Below are 15470 nucleotides of genomic sequence, written 5' to 3'. Positions count from 1 at the left end.
ACTTCGGTCGCCGCCTCAAGCGACTACGCGGCCTAACGCCATACGAATTCATCTGCAAAGCATGGACGGCGGAGCCGCAGCGCTTCACAGCAAACCCGCACCACGAAACCCTGGGACCAAACACCTAGGCCGGTCGAAAGATTTGTCCTTCTGGCTCGGCTTATTCAAAGTAGCGCCGTACTCAGGAGTCGTTTCGCCCTGCAGCGGTCTGCGTGTGGGCGCCGCGCGTACCCAGGTTCATCCACCAATCCAGCGTGCCACGTCCTCGGGCTTCGGCAACCCACCTGCGTGGACGACCTTGCCATCGACTACCAAGCCCGGTGTCGAGACGATACCGAAGCCGGCGATCTCGGCGTAGTCGCTGACCTTCTCGACCGAAACCTCGACGCCAAGCCTAGCGGCAGCATCGCTGACCATCTGCGACACCGTTTCACAACGCTTGCAACCCGGACCCAGCACCTTGATGCTCTTCATGGCAACGATCCCTCAGACCAACAGCAGGTTGAACAGGAAGCCGACAGCGAGGATGCCGATCGTCACGATGCCAGCGAAAACCACGACCAGCTTCATCGACAATACCTTGCGCAGGATCACCGTCTCCGGCAGCGACAGCGCGGTGACTGACATCATGAAGGCGAGCACGGTGCCGAGCGCCGCGCCCTTGCCGAGCAGGGCCTCCACCACGGGGATAATGCCTGCGGCGTTGGAATACATCGGGACGCCGATCAGGACCGCGGCCGGCACCGACCACCAGGCATCCTTGCCCATGATCGAGGCGAGCAATTCCTCGGGCGCATAGCCGTGGATCAGCGCGCCCACCGCGATGCCGGCGATGATCCAGTACCAGACACGGCCGACGACCTCGCGCACCGCGTCGATGCCAGCGCGAATGCGGTCGGACCAGGTGATCGATGCTGCAGGCATCTCAGCGGCGTTGGCTTGTATCTTCAGGACCCAGGGCTCCAGCCAGCCTTCGAGCCTCAGCTTGCCGATGACCCAGCCGGCGCCGATCGCAATGGCAAGCCCGAAGGTCAGATAGGTCAGCGCGATCCTCCAGCCGAGCATGGCGAACAGCAGGCTGAGGGCGACCTCGTTGACCATCGGTGCCGCGATCAGGAAGGAGAAGGTCACGCCGAGCGGCACGCCGGCCGAGACGAAGCCGATGAACAGCGGAATGGCCGAGCAGGAGCAGAAGGGCGTGACGATGCCAAGCGATGCCGCCATGGCATTGCCGACACCCTCCCGCCGCCCGGCCAGCAGAGCGCGGGTGCGTTCCGGCGAGAAGAAGGAGCGGACGATCCCCATGGCGAAGACCACACCGGTGAGGAGCAGCAGCACCTTCGGCGTGTCATAGGCGAAGAACCAGACTGCCTCGCCGAGCCGCGTGTCCCGCACCAGCGGCGTGAGCCCGAAGGCCAGGTCGGCGAGCGGCACCAGGGAGGCGTACAACAGCACCCAGACTGGCGCCGCGAGCAGCCACAGCAGCGTAGGGTCGAAACCCATGGGACGGAGGCTTCGGGCCACCATTGGGAGATCCTTCTTGCGGATGGCATCTGCCATTCGGCTTGGCAGCAGCCTGCGCCCGCCCCCCGGCGCCACGCTTTGAGGCAGCGCAACACCCGGCAGGGATCAGCCCGGCCGCATTTCGCCCTCAATGCGCCCGTCGCGCAAACTCACCAGTCGATCGAACCGGCTGAAGATCTTGTCGTCATGTGTCACCACCAGCACCGCGGCAGCCTGTTCCCGCGCCACCCGGCGCAGCAGGTCCATCACCACCTGGGCGCGTTCAGAATCGAGCGCCGCGGTCGGCTCGTCCGCCAGGATGATATGCGGCTGGTTGGCCAGAGCCCGGGCGATCGCCACCCGCTGCGCCTCGCCGCCCGATAGCTTGGCGGGCATCGCACCGGCCCGCTTGCCGATCTGCAGATAGTCGAGCAGGGCGCGGGCCCGGTCGCGCGCCTTGGCGAGCGGGACATCGTTGAGCGTCATCGCCAGGGCGACGTTATCGGTGGCATCGAGGAAGGGCAGCAGGTTGTGGAACTGGAAGATGAAGCCGATTGCCCGGCGGCGCAGCGCCCGCAGGTCGGCCTTGGCCCAGCGTCCCTGCCACACCGTCTCGTCGGCCAGGCGAAGGACGCCCTCGTCCGGCTCCAGGATGCAGGCGACCAGGTTCAGCAGCGTGGACTTGCCGCTGCCGGAGGGACCGCGCAGGCCGACCACCTCGCCGGCGGCGACGCTCAGGGTGATGTCGGACAGCGCCTGGACCCGCGCCTCGCCCTCGCCGAAGCCCTTGGCGATGCCCTGCAGCTCGACCAGCGGACTCATCCGCCCAGGGCCTGGGCCGGCTCGACCCGCAGCGCGTAGCGCACGCCGAGCAGGCTGGCGACGAGGCAGATGACGAAGACCAGCAGGCCGAAGCCGGCGACTTCCTCCGGTCCCAGCACCACCCGGCGCGGGAAGTTGTCCTTCACCGCCAGCAGCAGCGCCGCGCCGCCGGCGAAGCTGACGGCGCCCAGCAGCATCGCCTGCTGCATCACCAGCGCGACGATGGTGGCATCCGGCGCACCGATCAGCTTCAGGGTGGCGATCTCGCGCATCTTGTCCATCGTCAGCGTGTAGATGATCAGCGCGACGATCACCGCCGAGACCAGCAGCAGCACGGTGGTGAACAGCCCGAGCTGCTTGCGGGCGCGGTCCACCACGCTGCGGGTCAGAACCTGCTCCTGCTCGGCCGCGGTCAGCGCCGCGAAATGCTTCCAGCGGCGGATCTCGGCGGCAACCGCCGCCGGGTCGGCATGCGGGGAAATCCGGGCGATGACCGCATTCACCGTGTCCTGCGGCAGCGCGCCGCCGCCGCCCTGCTGCGCCCGCCGCGCCGCCGGCGGGTTCAGCCGGAATTGCAGGTCCTGGCTGTCCCGCAGGGTGATCCAGGCCAGCGGGTCGCCGCCGGTGGAGACCGTACGGGTGCTGAAGCCGACGACGCGGTAGCGGATATTGGCCATCTCCACCATGGCGCCGAGCGGCACGCCGGCGCTGCGGTCCAGCACCATCTCCAGCCGGCCGCGGCCGATGCCGCGGCCTTGCAGGATCCCGGGCGGGCCGCCCGGCCGGTCCGGCTCGTAGCCGACCACCTGCAGCCGCAACACCGCTCCGATGCGTTGCCGCCCGGCCTCGCCGGCTCGTTCGCGCACCAGCTCCTCGCTCGGGGGCTCGTTGCCGCCAGGGCCGCCGGCATGGCGCGCCTCGACGGTCTGGAATGTCAGGCTGCCGGCCGGGGTCACGCCGGGCAGCCGGGCCACCGCCTCGCGCACGTCGCCGGGGATGCGGCTGGCCTCGGCGAAGGGGCCGCGGCTGCCGCCCTCGACCACCCAAAGATCGGCGCGCAGGCCGCGCGCCAGGGACAGCGCCTCCTCGACCACCCCGCCATAGATCCCCACCATGGCCAGCGCCACGCCGAGCAGCAGGCCAAGGCCGAGGCAGGTCAGCAGGAAGCGCCCCAGGTTGTGGCGGATGTCGCGCAGCGCCAAGTTCATCGCGGCCGCGCCGCCCGGCCTTCCTGCATGGCACCCGAAACCCGGGTCACCACCGCCAACGCCTCCGGCACGTCCGGGTCCAAGGCCAGCCGCGCATCCAGGGTCCGGGCGATGAAGCGGACGTCCCGCCGACGCAGCACGCCGTCCTCAATGGTCCAGACCTGGCCGGTGGCGCCGTCGAAGCCTTCAACTGCGGTTTCCGGCACCAGGCGGGCGCTTGGCAGGCGGCCGGTCTCGATCTCCAACTGCACCTGCTCGCCGAGGATGATCCGTGGCGGGCAGGTCTCGCAGCGGGCGTAGATGCGCCGCTCCTCCGTCACCCGGTCGCTTTCAAGACCGATCCGAACCACCCGCGCGGCGAAGGCCTCCCCCGGCAGGGAGCGCAGGCGCAGCACCGCCGGCTGGCCTTCGCGGATCTGCCCGGCGCGGCCTTCATCCACATAGGCCAGGGCCCAGAGCGTGGCGGCATCGACCAGGGTGTAGACCACCTCGCCCGGCGCCAGGGCGGTGCCCGGTTCGCGCTGCCGGCCGACCACCAGCGCGTCGTAGGGCGCAGCCAGGGTGTGCTTCGCTAGCGTGGTCTGCTCGGCAAGCAACCCGGCCTGCGCATCGGCCAGGGCGGCGCGAGCCACCGCCAGGTCGGCCCGGGCCACGGCCAGGTCGGCGGTGGCGATCACCGCCTCGGTCTCCGCCAGTTCCGCGACCTCGACCGAGGCATTGCCGCGGGCGGCGAGCTCCCGCCGGCGGCTGGCCTGGCTGCGCTTCTGCTGCGCCTGGGCGGCGGCGCGTTCCAACGCGGCGGCGACGCGCAGCTGCTGTGCCTCGGCGCTTTGCAGCCCGGCCGTGGATCTGGCGACGCGGGCCTGCTGAGCCGTCGGGTTGAGCCGTGCCAGGACCTGCCCGGCCACGACCCGGTCGCCATGGTCGGCCAGCACCGCGACCAGCGTGCCGGCGACCTCGAAGCCGATGCGGGAGGTGACCTGCGCCTCCATCGTGCCGAGGCCGAAGACGCGCACCGGCACGTCCTGTTCCAGCCGCGCCACGGGCAGGTCGAGCGGCCGGTGGCGCAGCGCCCAGACCGCGCCGGCACCGGCGATGCAGACCAGCGCGAACCCGGCGAGGACGCCGCTGCGGCGCATCGGGTTGGATCAGGCACTACGCCGGTCGAGCGGACAGGTGTTCACGCCGAGCAGGCTGTAGACCGGGCAAGTGCCGATCAGCCCGGTCACCAATGGCACGAGGCCGATCAGCCCCCACCAGCCAAGCGGGCCGAACCAGCCGAGTGTGAGGAGAACCAAGCCGGCCACGATCCGCAGCCCTTTGTCGATGCCACCCACGTTGCGTGTCATGTCCGTTCTCCTGCCAATGCGCGGAGAGTACCGGATGGTTCCGGACACGCATTGCGCTGGCTCAAGCGGCCGCGTTGGCGTCCGCCCAAGCGACGATATTGCGGGCAGGCAGGGCGCCGGCCTGGCGCGCGACCTCGCGCCCGCCGGCGAACAGGGCGAGCGTCGGGATGCTGCGGATCGCCAGCTCGGCGGCAAGCTGCGGTGCCTCCTCGGTCGAGACCTTGACCAGCCGCAGGCGCGGCTCAAGCGTCCGCGCCGCCTCCTCGAAGGCGGGCGCCATGGCGCGGCACGGGCCGCACCAAGAAGCCCAGAAATCCACCAGCAACGGGATGCCGCTGTGCTTGAGGTGGCGGCGGAACCGCGCCTCCGACAGGGCGAAGGGCTTGGCTTCGAACAGAGCGGCGCGGCATTCGCCGCAGCGTGGGCCGTCGCCGAGCCGCGCGGCCGGGACGCGGTTGATGGCGTCGCAATGTGGGCAGACGACCTGCAGCGGCGTGTCCATAGCGGGTTCCTCCGTCAGTTGGTGGCGCGGGCGCGCCGGGGTTGGCGCGCGGCTGATCCTGGATCGGCACCAAGCGGCCGCAACGGTGCAATCGCGGACGCATCGTTCCGTGCTCCGTAAGGCCTTCCTCGTCCGCCGGTCAGCCCGGCCGCGCCGCCGGCTGTTCCGCGCCGGTCGTGCCGCCACGCTCCGCCAGACGGAAAAGTCCCATCCCGACCAGCATCGCCGCCACGAAGGCCAGCGCGCGCCATCCGCCGAAGCTGAGTGAGGCCAGGGCCGGCCCCGGGCAGAAGCCGGCAAGTCCCCAGCCGACGCCGAAGAGCGCCGCGCCGCCGAGCAGGCGGGCGTCGATCCGCCGGCGCGCCGGCGGCGCGAAGGCCGTGGCGCAGAGCGGTGCCTGCATCCGGCCGCCGAGCCGGAAGCCGAGCGTCGCCACCGGGATCGCCGCCGCCATGACGAAGGCAAGGCTGGGGTCCCAGTCGCCGGCAACATCGAGGAAGCCGAGGACCTTCGCCGGGTTCACCATGCCCGAGACAACGAGGCCGAGGCCGAACAGCAGGCCGGCGGCGAGGGCGGCCATGATTCGCGGCACTGGCTCAGCCCCCCAGTACGTGGCGCGACAGAAAAACTGTCGCTGTTGCCGTCGCCATGAAGATTCCGGTCGCCGCGATCGAGCGCGGCGAGAGCCGGGCGATGCCGCAGACGCCGTGCCCGCTGGTGCAGCCGGTGCCGAGCCGCGTGCCGAAGCCGACCAGCAGTCCCGCCACGGCGAGGCGTACCGGATCCGCCGCGATCAGCACCTCCGGCGCGCCGAAGGTCGCGACATAGAGCAGCGGCGCCGCGACCAGCCCAGCGAGGAAGGCGAGCCGCCAGCCAGGCTCGCCGGCGGGCGCCCCGGCAAGCCCGCCGAGGATGCCGCTGATGCCGGCGACGCGGCCGAGCGCGACCCAGAGCAGCGCCGCCGACGCGCCGATCAGCGCGCCGCCCGCCGCGGCTGAATAAGGTGTGAACTGCGTCATCCAATGCCTCCCGTGCCTCAGCCCGCAAGCTCCGGCTGCGCCAGCCATTCCCGGCCGCGCAGCATCGCCTTCCAGTAGATCCAGGGGAGCATGCGCTCCTTCAGCAGCCAGGCGAGGCGGCTCGGCCGCCGGCCGTCGATCAGCCAGGCAGGGAAGCTCGGCAGCAGCCTGCCGCCATAGCCGAATTCGGCCAGCACGATGCGCCCGCGCTCGACGGTCAGCGGGCAGGAGCCGTAGCCGTCGTAGAGAGCGTCGCCCCCCTGTACCGCGCCCATGTCGCGCAGCAGGTTGTGCGCGACGATCGGCGCCTGCTTGCGGGCTGCGGCGGCGGTCTTGGCATTCGGTGCGTTGCAGGCATCACCGAGGCCGTAGATGCCGGAGAGACGCGCATGGCGGAGCGTCGCCGGGTCGACGTCCAGCCAGCCCGCGGCATCGGCTAGCGGCGAAGCCTTCAGGAAGTCGGGCGCCGTCTGCGGCGGCACCACGTGCAGCATGTCGAAGCGGCGTTCGACCTGTTCCGCTGCGCCGTCGGGGCCGGTGCGGGTGAACCAGGCGGTCCGTGCCGGCCCGTCCACCCGCGTCAGCCGCTCCTGGAAGTCGAGGTGGATGCCGTAACGCTCGACGTAGTCCATCAGCGCCGGCACATAGTCCTTCACCCCGAACAGCACGCCGCCAGCGTTGCAGAATTCGATGCGGATGTCGCCGAGCACGCCACTGCGCTGCCAGTGGTCGGCAGAGAGGTACATCGCCTTCTGCGGCGCCCCAGCGCATTTGATCGGCATCGGCGGCTGAGTGAAGATCGCGGTGCCGCGCTTGAGGCCCCGCACCAGCTCCCAGGTATAGGGCGCGAGGTCGTAGCGGTAGTTGGAGGTGACGCCGTTCTGCCCCAGCGTCCCGGACAGCCCCTCGATGCCGCCCCAGTCGAGCTTGAGGCCTGGGGCGACGACCAGCCGGCCATAGGTGACGACCCGGCAGCCATCGAGGATGACGGCGTTGTTCGCCGGCTCGAAGGCGGCGACCGCGGCCTTGATCCAGGCGACACCGCGCGGGATGAGCGACGCCATGGTGCGCGCCGTGGTGCGAGCGGCGAAGACGCCGCCGCCCACCATCGTCCAGCCGGGCTGGTAGTAGTGGATATCCGCCGGGTCGATGATAGCGATGTCGAGGTCGGGGCTGCGCGCCTTGAGGCTGGCGGCGACGGCGATGCCGGCAGCGCCGCCGCCGACCACCACGACCTCGTGCCGCACCTCGCCGGTGGTGGTCGGAGTGCGGCCACCATTGGCGATGCGGCGGGCGACACCGGTCATGTCGTAGCCGGCCGCCTTCGCCGTGGCGACGATCTCCGGCAGGGCGCGGCCGCGTGCCGCCTCGGCCAGCGACCAGAGCGTCGCCGAGCGCGTGCCGGTGCGGCAATAGGCGAGCACGGGCTTCGGCAGCCGGTCGAGCAGATGGCCGAAGCCGGTGGCGTCCTCGTCGGTCACCTTGCCGGAGACCACCGGCAGGCAGGCGGCCTCGAGCCCCGCTTCGGCGGCGGCGTTGGCGATCTCCGCGAAGCCGGGCTGGTCGGGGCCCTCGCCGTCCGGCCGGTTGCAGACGACGGCGCGGAAGCCGAGGGCGGCGAGATCGGCCACCTCCGCCGGCCGGATCTGCGGCGCGACCGAGACGGTCTCGGACAGGCGTTTCACGTCCATTGCGCGTCCCTCCTCTGCTGCTTTCAGAAGGCGTCCAGCGGCACCTTGAGGAACCGCTTGCCGTCCGGGCCGGGCGCTGGCAGCTGTCCGGCATGCATGTTGACCTGGATCGAGGGGATGATCAGCCGCGGCATCCCGAGCGTCGCGTCGCGCGTGGTGCGCATGGCGACGAACTCGTCCTCCCCGATGCCGTCGCGGACATGGATGTTATGGGCGCGTTCCTCGGCGACGGTCGTCTCCCAGCGGATCTCCCGCCCGTTCGGGCCGTAGTCGTGGCACATGAACAGCCGCGTCTCCGGCGGCAACGCGAGCACGCGCCGGATGGAGCGGTAGAGCACGCCGGCATCGCCCCCGGGGAAGTCGGCCCGCGCGGTGCCGCCATCCGGCATGAACAGCGTGTCGCCGACGAAGGCGGCGTCGCCCATCACATGCGTCATGCAGGCGGGGGTGTGGCCGGGCGTGTGCAGCGCCACCGCCGCCATGCCGCCGATCGCGTAGGTGTCGCCATCCCGGAACAGCCGGTCGAACTGGCTGCCGTCGCGGCGGAATTCGGTGCCCTCGTTGAACACCTTGCCGAAGCTGTCCTGCACCACGGTGATGCGGTCGCCGATGCCGATGCGGCCGCCGAGCCGCTGCTGGATGTAGGGCGAGGCCGAGAGGTGGTCGGCATGCACATGCGTCTCGATCAACCACTCGAGGCTGAGGCCGTGCTCGCGGATATGGGCGATGATCGCGTCCGCCGAGCGGGTGGCGATGCGGCCGGCCGCCCAATCGAGGTCGAGCACGCTGTCGACGACAGCGCAGGCGGTCGAGCCGGGATCCTTCACCACGTAGCTGATGGTGTTGGTGTCCGGGTCGAAGAAGGGCGTGACCTCCGGCTTTGTGCCGGTGTCGAGGCCCGCGGGGATGTCCGACATGGCGATGTCCTTCTTGTGGCGCGGGGCTGTCATGCGTGGCCTACCGAGCGCCAGATGATGTAGAGGGCCACGATGAAGACGATGCCGGCGAAGATGCGGTTCAGCATGTTGCGGTCGGTGGCGAGGCTGCAGGCGGCGCGCATGCCAAGCCAGCCGCCGGCGATGCCACCGGCGATGAACTGCCCGGCAACCACCCAGTCCACCAGGCCCGACGCGGCGTAGTTCATGGCGGTGGCCAGGCCGAAGACGCCGACCGCGAGCAGCGAGGTGCCGACAGCGTTGATCATCGACATGCCGGTCGCCAGGATCAGGCCGGGCACGATCAGGAAGCCGCCGCCGATCCCAAAGAAGCCGGAGAGCAAGCCGACGCCGAGGCCGACGCCGCCGACGCGCATCGCGACGGCGCGGGTCAGCGGGACGGACGCCGCGGCCGCGCCGCCGCGCCGCGGCCGCAGCATGGCGCCACCGATCACGATCATCATGAAGGCGAACAGCAGGATGAGCCGCTCGCCATCGATCGCCTTGCCGAGGGTCGAGCCGGCCAGCGCCCCGAGGACGCCGGCCAGCGAGAACACCGTGGCGACGCCCCAGCGGACGTTGCCGGCCCGTGCATGCCCGGCGAAATTGACGAAGGCATTGGCCGAGACGGCGAGCGCGCCGGTGCCGAGCGCTACATGCGGCGAAAGGCCGACCGCGTAGAGCAGCAGCGGCGTGGCGACGATGGAGCCGCCGCCGCCGATCAGGCCGAGCACGAAGCCGACGATGCCGCCGGAGCCGAGCGAGAGGATCGCCTGCATCATGGCCGCGCGCCCTTGCCAGCAGGCATGTCCCAGCCGGCCGTGGCGAAGACACCGGCCTCGCCGGAGGGCCGGGGCGGCGCGGCCTGGGTGGCGGTGGCCCGGGGCTGCGGCATGGTGACCGCTATCCTTGCCAGCGGCGCGGCGTCGCCCATGGCGAGGCGCACCGTGTCCAGCACGCCGGCGACGCGGTCATCGGCGAGGCGGTAGACGACCGACTTGGCCTCGCGCCGCGTCGCCACCAGCCCCGCCTCGCGCAGCGCCGCGAGTTGCTGGGAAAGGTTGGGCTGCCGCAGGCCGAGCTCGGCCTCGAAGCCGGCGACCGCCAGCTCGCCCTCCAGCAGCCGGCAAAGGATGCGAAGACGCATCGGGTGAGCGAGCGCACGGAGGAATTCGGCCGCGGCTTCCGGGTCGCAGCCGGCCGGGGTGCCGCTATTCATGGCTCTGTCCTCGCCTGCGGCAGGTAGTACCAGTCCGGGGCACCGGCGGCGCTGCGCGCGGCGGCTTCCTGCAGGGTCTGCGGCGGCGGCATCACGCCGTCCTCGCCGGGCTGCCAGTCGGCCGGGGTGGACAGGCCGGAGGCGTCGCTTTCCTGCAGCGCCGCCAGGGTGCGCAGCAGCTCCTCGACGCTGCGGCCGGTGGTCATGGGGTAGTAGGACAGCATCCGGATGGTGCCGGCGGGGTCGATCAGGAAGCTGCCGCGGACGGTCGCGGTGCTGGTATCGGCCGGGTGGAGCATGCCGTAGGCGCGCGCCAGTCCCATCGAGATGTCCTCGGCGATGGGAAAGGGGATCTCGACGCCGAAGCCGGCCTCGATACTGCGAACCCAGGCGAGGTGGGCGAAGAGGCTGTCGACCGAGAGGCCGAGCAGGTCGCAGCCGAGCGCCTGGAAGCGGTCATGGGCGCGGGCGAAGGCGATGAACTCCGAGGTGCAGACCGGAGTGAAGTCAGCGGGGTGGGAGAACAGCAGCAGCCAGCGGCCACGGTAGTCGGCGAGGCTGCGCTCGCCCTGGGTGGTGCGCACGCGGAAGGGCATTGCCGGCGCGCCGAGGCGCGGAGTCCACCCCGTAAGGAGCTCAGGCAGGGCCGGGGCTGCGTCGCGTAGGGCGGGATCGGGGGGCGGGGCGTCGGACGGTATCGGCATGGGGCCAACCTAAGGAGGTATGATATATGTATTTATATATTATATAATGTCAAGTGAGGTGTTGCCGCCGTTTCACCTGTGAAGCAGCCCTGAGCAGCCCTCATCGAGTAGGCCGGGTGAAATTTTGGTGGCCCACTGCCGCGCTTGCTCCTGAGCTGATCCGCGGCCTGTCCACTGGCCGCGCCTCCGGGGCGGGAGGGCGGTGGCCCAGCGACGAGCGGAGCCGGACCCGGTTGGAGTGCTGGTGACCTGCCCCTGTAGAAGTAGTCCGCCGGTAAGGTAGTCCGGCGGCTACGGAGGAGGCTGGGATGGCGCGGAAGAAGGCGCACACGCCGGAGGAGATCGTCGCCAAGCTGCGGCAGGTCGAGGTTCTGGTGGGCCAGGGCAGGCCGGTGACCGACGCGGTACGGTCGATCGGGGTGACAGCGCCGAGTTACTACCGCTGGCGGTCGGAGTACGGCGGCCTGTAGGTGGACCAGGTAAAGCTCGACGAGTTCACGCGCGAGGCGCTGGCGATCCGGGTCGCGCGCAAGCTCAGCTCATCGGATGTGATCGATGTGCTAACCGACCTTTTCTTCGCGCATGGGGACGCCCGCGCATATCCGCCCGGACCAAGGGCCTGAATTCATCACCGAGGCGGTCAAAGCCTGGGTCATCAGCGTTGGCACGAAGACGGCCTGTATCGAGAAGGCAAGCCTCTAGGAGAACGGCTACGTCGAATCCTTCAATGGCAAGCGGCGCGGCGAGTTGCTGAACGGCGAGGTGTTCGACACGCTCCGGGAAGCTCAGGTGCTGATCGAGGAATGGAGGCAGCACTACAACTGGGTTCGGCCGCACTCGTCGCTGGGCTAGCGCCCTTCCGCCCCGGAGACGGTGCCAATGGCCAGGCCGCGGATCGGCTCAGGAGCAGCCAGGGCAGTGATCCATTAAAATTTCGCCCGGACCACACGATGGGAGCTGGTCACATCTGCCCTCGCCGCTATTCGGGTTGGCTCGTCGCCTCTCAGGTTGGCCATAACCAGTGTGCCCCGGCATGTACCTGTGTGACGATCGATCTCAAGGACGGCTCCACACGGCCTTGCACGAGGGCCGGACGGTTCTGGTCCGAACGACAGTTGCGGCAGTCTACGCTGTCCTTGCTGACCGTCTCGGCTTCCTTGGCCAAGCCGAGCTGCAGATGGCGGTAGAAAACGGGGGCGGCACTGTCCGAGGATCCACTCGGGTCCGTTTGCGGACACTGTGCCCAGGCGCAGGGCAGGTGCAATGAGCATCGGCCCACGGCTTCGGCGCAACTGCCGCGCTGTGTCAGGTTGCGACGACGTGGACCGCAATTGCCGATGGCGATGCCTCATTCACGGCCCAGAATGCCGAACGAAATGATCTCCGGATTTTGAATGCGGGGAGGCGACGCTGCCCGTCCGGATTGAGCGCAGAGCGGACCTGATGCCGCAGCCGCATTTCTTCCACGAATCAGGTTAGAACGAGGCAGTCAGATCGCCACCTGCGCCACCGTCGTGTGGGTCCATTCGGTGCCGCCCCGCGGTGTCGGCACCCTTCGCTCCATTAGCGTCCGCGCGATCGCCGCCTGGCCGATGATGCCCTCGGCCCGCAGCCGCTCTATCTCCAACGCCAGCCGATGCGCTGCCCGCTCCGCAGCAAGCCGCCGCGCCTGGGCGGCTGCCGCAGCGCTGGGGCCCTCCCGCTGGCCGATAGCCCCTGTCGCCGCCCAGCACGGCGCCACGCGCCTTGGCGGCTCGCAACGCCGCCCTGGTCCGCTCGCTGATCAGCTCCCGCTCCTTCTGCGCCATGGCGGCGTAGATGCGCATCAGGTCGTCGGCGTCGGGCGTGTCGGCCGCCGGTATCGCGCAGCCTTCCTCCAGCAAGCCGGAGAGGGTGTGGGCAACCTGGTGATCCGATCGAGGCGGGCAGCAACCAGCACCGCGCCAAGCTGGCGGCAGCGGGCCAGCGCTGCCTGAAAGCTTGGCCGGCGGTCATCTTTGTCGCTGGCGATGGGAATGCTTGGCGACCAGCGTCCATCTTTGGGCGGCAGCGAAGGCCCGCACACTGGCCTGCTGGGCCTCTAACCCGAATCCGCTGTGCCCCTGCCCGGCGGTTCAGACCCGATCGATCTCCACCGCGTAGCAAACTGCTGCTCGATAGGCCCATGGCTTCAGCGGGTCTCTGCGCCACCGTAGACGATAATAGCTGCCCTTGGCGCTGGATTCGTTGCGACTTGCGAAGAAGCTATGGACATTGTGTGTCAGAGCAAACTGCTAAAATCGCCGCTATATGGATTTTATCAGAAAGCTGTCCCTCGCCTTGCCTTCAGCCTCAGCAGCATGAAGCCATTTCGGCATCCTTCCCCGTCCGCTCCACAGCTCCCCGTTGGGCCCTTTGTATTTGGCCTCGATGGGCGCCCGGTCCGCCTTGCCGGTCTCACCCAACTTTCGTCCCCGCTTAACAGGAGCAGGCGGAGCAAGCTCGCCGAAAAGATCGGTCATGCTGAACCCACGCTCCTGTGCCAGCTTTCTAAGCTCCTCCCGGGTCGCCGCCTTTTCGCCAGCCTCGCGCTGTTGAATGCGCGCCTCGGCGAAGGTGATGACCCTACGCAGCTCGCCGATAGTCAGATTTTCTAGCGGTTTGATAAATGCTGGCTGCTCGGCACTCTCGTCCCGATGGGTCTCCAGCGATGCCTCCTGTGCATTAGAATTTTGGACCCGCTGTGTGCGAAGCCGGCTTGATGATGCTTTGGCCATCGGAGCTTCTCCAGTGAGAATGACCTTGTGCTTATACGCCGCTGTGCCTCGTACCGAAAAGCCAAGCCAAATGACCTGCTTTTATGATTTCCATGCTATAGTTTCCGTACCCACAATCCACTTTCGTGGCGGGCAACCGAGCCGACTGCTCTGGACTGGGGATTGCGCCCTCGGGGAGACCGGCTGAACATACGGCCGCGGTCAGGACGAAAGTAAAAGCGCAATGAAATACGGCATCCATTTGCCCCACGCCGGCGAGCAGGCAGTGCCGGCGCTGATTCGGCAGCATGCCGAGCGCGCGGAGGACGTAGGTATCGAGGACGTTTGGGTCAGCGAGCACATCATTGTGCCGCGTGCCAAGTTCCCACGCTCGCCATTGTTCTTCGATCCCGTCCTGTCCCTCACCTGGGCCGCGGCGGTAACCAAGCGGATTAAGCTGGGGACTTCGGTGCTGGTGCTGCCGATGCGCCACCCTTTGCCGTTGGCAAAGGAGCTTGCAACGCTGCACAACTTCTCCGAGGGACGGCTGATTCTCGGCGCCGGCTCTGGCTGGCTGAAGGAGGAATTCTCGGCGCTCGGCGTACCCTTTGAGGAGCGAGGCCGGCGGCTTGACGAAGGCATCGCCATGATGCGGGCCGTCTGGTCCGAGGATCCGGTGACGTTCGAGAGCCGCTTCATCTCCGCCGAGATCAAGGAGATGACCATGACGCCCATGCCAGTCAGTCAGATACCGCTTTGGTTCGGCGGTAGCTCAGAACCAGCCTTGCGACGGACGATCAGAATTGGAAACGGTTGGCATGGTAGCGGGCTGTCGGCGAATGAGGCAGCCCCGGTAGTGCGACGATTACGAGCAGCACGCCCCAACGCGGACTTCACGATCTCCATGCGGGTGCAATGGGACGGTCAGGATCGTGGCGTCCTCCGCGCGTTGGTCGATGGCTACGCAGCAATCGGGGTTGAGCATCTTCTGGTCGCGCCGCAGGATCGAAATGTCGATGACTGGGAGAAGGTGATGGATGGGGTTGGCTCCTTGGTGACGTAGCTGAATGCTGGTGAATCCGATTGGTCCTTTGGCTACCGTTCGCGACTCTTGCTACTGTCGTGTGCGTCCAGCGCTGGTGGCCCACAAAGTCAGGTCCATGGAGTTGCAGGCCGGGCAGCCCATGCGCAAGGGAAACAAGCCCGGGCCGAGCCGCACCTACCACGTCAAGGAACTCCGCGACCGCGAGATCGAGGTCGCCCGGGAGGCAGAGCGTGCTTATGAGCACGCGGTCAAGAACTGGCAGTCAGCGCGGCCGACACCAGGGCGCACGGGTGCCGCAAAGGAGGCGCGACGATAAGGTTGCGCGGCGGGGCTTGCACCTCCGGGCCCCGCTCTTCGCCGCGCCGTCACCCGTGCTAGGAGGCTGGCGGCCTTAACGTCGGGCGTAAGGTCGTCTGTAAGGTCATGGGCAGCGGGACGGTCGAGATCATCACCGGGCGCGAGCGGCGTCGGCGTTGGAGCGTGGCGGACAAGCTCCGCATCCTGGCCGAATGCGATGCGCCAGGCGTGCAGGTGGCAGAGGTGGCGGCCCGGCACGGGGTCTACCGTAGCCTGGTGTTCCAGTGGCGGCGGCAGGCCCGGGACGGCTTGCTGGCGGCCGAGCCGACGCCGGAGTTCGTGCCGGTCCGCGTTGCCGTCGCCGATCGTCAGGACGAGGTGCTGCCCGAACCGGAGCCTGCGCCGCTACCATCATCCCGGAAAGTTGCGGCGATCGAGATC

General features: G+C 68.9%; 19 protein-coding genes and 3 pseudogenes. 5 read left to right on the top strand and 17 right to left on the bottom strand.

The window, feature by feature from the left end:
- Nucleotides 1-128 (top strand): annotated as a pseudogene (locus tag E2C06_RS31600) (IS481 family transposase); the annotation flags it as partial.
- A gap of 109 nt (nt 129-237) precedes the next feature.
- On the opposite strand, the gene E2C06_RS31595 reads toward E2C06_RS31600, so the two are convergent.
- The 14 genes from E2C06_RS31595 to E2C06_RS31530 form a co-directional block, all read right to left on the bottom strand.
- Nucleotides 238-474, bottom strand: coding sequence for a thioredoxin family protein (locus E2C06_RS31595; RefSeq protein ID WP_133292552.1), 237 nt, complete (start codon nt 472-474; stop codon nt 238-240).
- Between the two features lie 12 nt (nt 475-486).
- Nucleotides 487-1503 (bottom strand): permease, encoded by a 1017-nt coding sequence (locus E2C06_RS31590; RefSeq protein ID WP_206664778.1) that lies wholly within the window; start codon nt 1501-1503, stop codon nt 487-489.
- Between the two features lie 126 nt (nt 1504-1629).
- On the bottom strand, nt 1630-2325 hold the full coding sequence (locus tag E2C06_RS31585) for an ABC transporter ATP-binding protein (protein ID WP_133292550.1): 696 nt from the start codon (nt 2323-2325) through the stop codon (nt 1630-1632).
- Nucleotides 2322-3533 carry an ABC transporter permease gene (locus tag E2C06_RS31580; RefSeq protein WP_133292549.1) on the bottom strand — a complete coding sequence of 404 codons (1212 nt, stop codon included), beginning with the start codon at nt 3531-3533 and terminating at the stop codon, nt 2322-2324. Before E2C06_RS31580 ends, E2C06_RS31585 begins: the two co-directional genes overlap by 4 nt.
- Nucleotides 3530-4672: an efflux RND transporter periplasmic adaptor subunit gene (locus tag E2C06_RS31575; protein ID WP_133292548.1), complete on the bottom strand. Its 1143-nt coding sequence runs from the start codon at nt 4670-4672 to the stop codon at nt 3530-3532. Before E2C06_RS31575 ends, E2C06_RS31580 begins: the two co-directional genes overlap by 4 nt.
- A 9-nt stretch (nt 4673-4681) precedes the next feature.
- The gene (locus E2C06_RS31570; protein WP_133292547.1) at nt 4682-4882 is read right to left on the bottom strand and encodes a YgaP family membrane protein; all 201 of its coding nucleotides are present in this window, start codon (nt 4880-4882) and stop codon (nt 4682-4684) included.
- Nucleotides 4883-4943: 61 nt separating this feature from the next.
- Nucleotides 4944-5384: a thioredoxin TrxC gene (gene trxC, locus E2C06_RS31565; protein WP_133292546.1), complete on the bottom strand. Its 441-nt coding sequence runs from the start codon at nt 5382-5384 to the stop codon at nt 4944-4946.
- A 139-nt stretch (nt 5385-5523) separates the two neighbouring features.
- Complete coding sequence (locus E2C06_RS31560; protein WP_193560527.1) at nt 5524-5964, bottom strand: DUF6691 family protein; 441 nt, start codon at nt 5962-5964, stop codon at nt 5524-5526.
- A gap of 16 nt (nt 5965-5980) precedes the next feature.
- Entirely contained in the window at nt 5981-6403 is a 423-nt protein-coding gene (locus E2C06_RS31555; RefSeq protein ID WP_133292544.1) for a YeeE/YedE family protein, read from the bottom strand.
- Nucleotides 6404-6420: 17 nt separating this feature from the next.
- Entirely contained in the window at nt 6421-8094 is a 1674-nt protein-coding gene (locus tag E2C06_RS31550; protein WP_133292543.1) for a bifunctional protein tyrosine phosphatase family protein/NAD(P)/FAD-dependent oxidoreductase, read from the bottom strand.
- A gap of 23 nt (nt 8095-8117) precedes the next feature.
- The gene (locus E2C06_RS31545) at nt 8118-9011 is read right to left on the bottom strand and encodes an MBL fold metallo-hydrolase (protein WP_133292555.1); all 894 of its coding nucleotides are present in this window, start codon (nt 9009-9011) and stop codon (nt 8118-8120) included.
- A gap of 29 nt (nt 9012-9040) precedes the next feature.
- Nucleotides 9041-9811, bottom strand: coding sequence for a sulfite exporter TauE/SafE family protein (locus E2C06_RS31540; RefSeq protein ID WP_206664777.1), 771 nt, complete (start codon nt 9809-9811; stop codon nt 9041-9043).
- Nucleotides 9808-10248 carry an ArsR/SmtB family transcription factor gene (locus E2C06_RS31535; RefSeq protein ID WP_133292542.1) on the bottom strand — a complete coding sequence of 147 codons (441 nt, stop codon included), beginning with the start codon at nt 10246-10248 and terminating at the stop codon, nt 9808-9810. Before E2C06_RS31535 ends, E2C06_RS31540 begins: the two co-directional genes overlap by 4 nt.
- Nucleotides 10245-10892: a peroxiredoxin gene (locus tag E2C06_RS31530; RefSeq protein WP_277751907.1), complete on the bottom strand. Its 648-nt coding sequence runs from the start codon at nt 10890-10892 to the stop codon at nt 10245-10247. The genes E2C06_RS31535 and E2C06_RS31530 overlap by 4 nt, the downstream gene beginning before the upstream one ends.
- Nucleotides 10893-11260: 368 nt before the next feature.
- Between E2C06_RS31530 and E2C06_RS41110 the strand changes: the two genes are divergently transcribed.
- Together E2C06_RS41110 and E2C06_RS41105 are read left to right on the top strand one after the other, a co-directional pair.
- On the top strand, nt 11261-11422 hold the full coding sequence (locus E2C06_RS41110; RefSeq protein ID WP_370451506.1) for a transposase: 162 nt from the start codon (nt 11261-11263) through the stop codon (nt 11420-11422).
- Between the two features lie 15 nt (nt 11423-11437).
- A pseudogene (locus E2C06_RS41105) lies at nt 11438-11874 on the top strand (integrase core domain-containing protein); the annotation flags it as partial.
- A gap of 567 nt (nt 11875-12441) precedes the next feature.
- Here the strand turns inward: E2C06_RS41105 and E2C06_RS39880 are convergent.
- From E2C06_RS39880 to E2C06_RS31515, 3 genes and pseudogenes are all read right to left on the bottom strand, one after another.
- Nucleotides 12442-12693: a recombinase family protein gene (locus E2C06_RS39880; RefSeq protein WP_241671563.1), complete on the bottom strand. Its 252-nt coding sequence runs from the start codon at nt 12691-12693 to the stop codon at nt 12442-12444.
- A gap of 52 nt (nt 12694-12745) precedes the next feature.
- Nucleotides 12746-12835 (bottom strand): annotated as a pseudogene (locus E2C06_RS40940) (hypothetical protein); the annotation flags it as partial.
- Nucleotides 12836-13237: 402 nt separating this feature from the next.
- Nucleotides 13238-13708, bottom strand: a complete 471-nt coding sequence (locus E2C06_RS31515) for an H-NS histone family protein (protein WP_133292540.1) — start codon at nt 13706-13708, stop codon at nt 13238-13240.
- Nucleotides 13709-13931: 223 nt separating this feature from the next.
- Here E2C06_RS31515 and E2C06_RS31510 point away from each other — a divergent pair, with 223 nt between their 5' ends.
- Nucleotides 13932-14750 (top strand): TIGR03619 family F420-dependent LLM class oxidoreductase, encoded by an 819-nt coding sequence (locus tag E2C06_RS31510; protein WP_133292539.1) that lies wholly within the window; start codon nt 13932-13934, stop codon nt 14748-14750.
- A gap of 405 nt (nt 14751-15155) precedes the next feature.
- A partial coding sequence (tnpA, locus tag E2C06_RS31505; RefSeq protein ID WP_165982784.1) for an IS66-like element accessory protein TnpA occupies nt 15156-15470 on the top strand: 315 nt, incomplete at its 3' end.

It is taken from the genome of Dankookia rubra (assembly GCF_004355005.1).
Lineage (GTDB): Bacteria > Pseudomonadota > Alphaproteobacteria > Acetobacterales > Acetobacteraceae > Paracraurococcus > Paracraurococcus ruber_A.
This window is presented reverse-complemented; position numbering and strand designations above follow the sequence as displayed.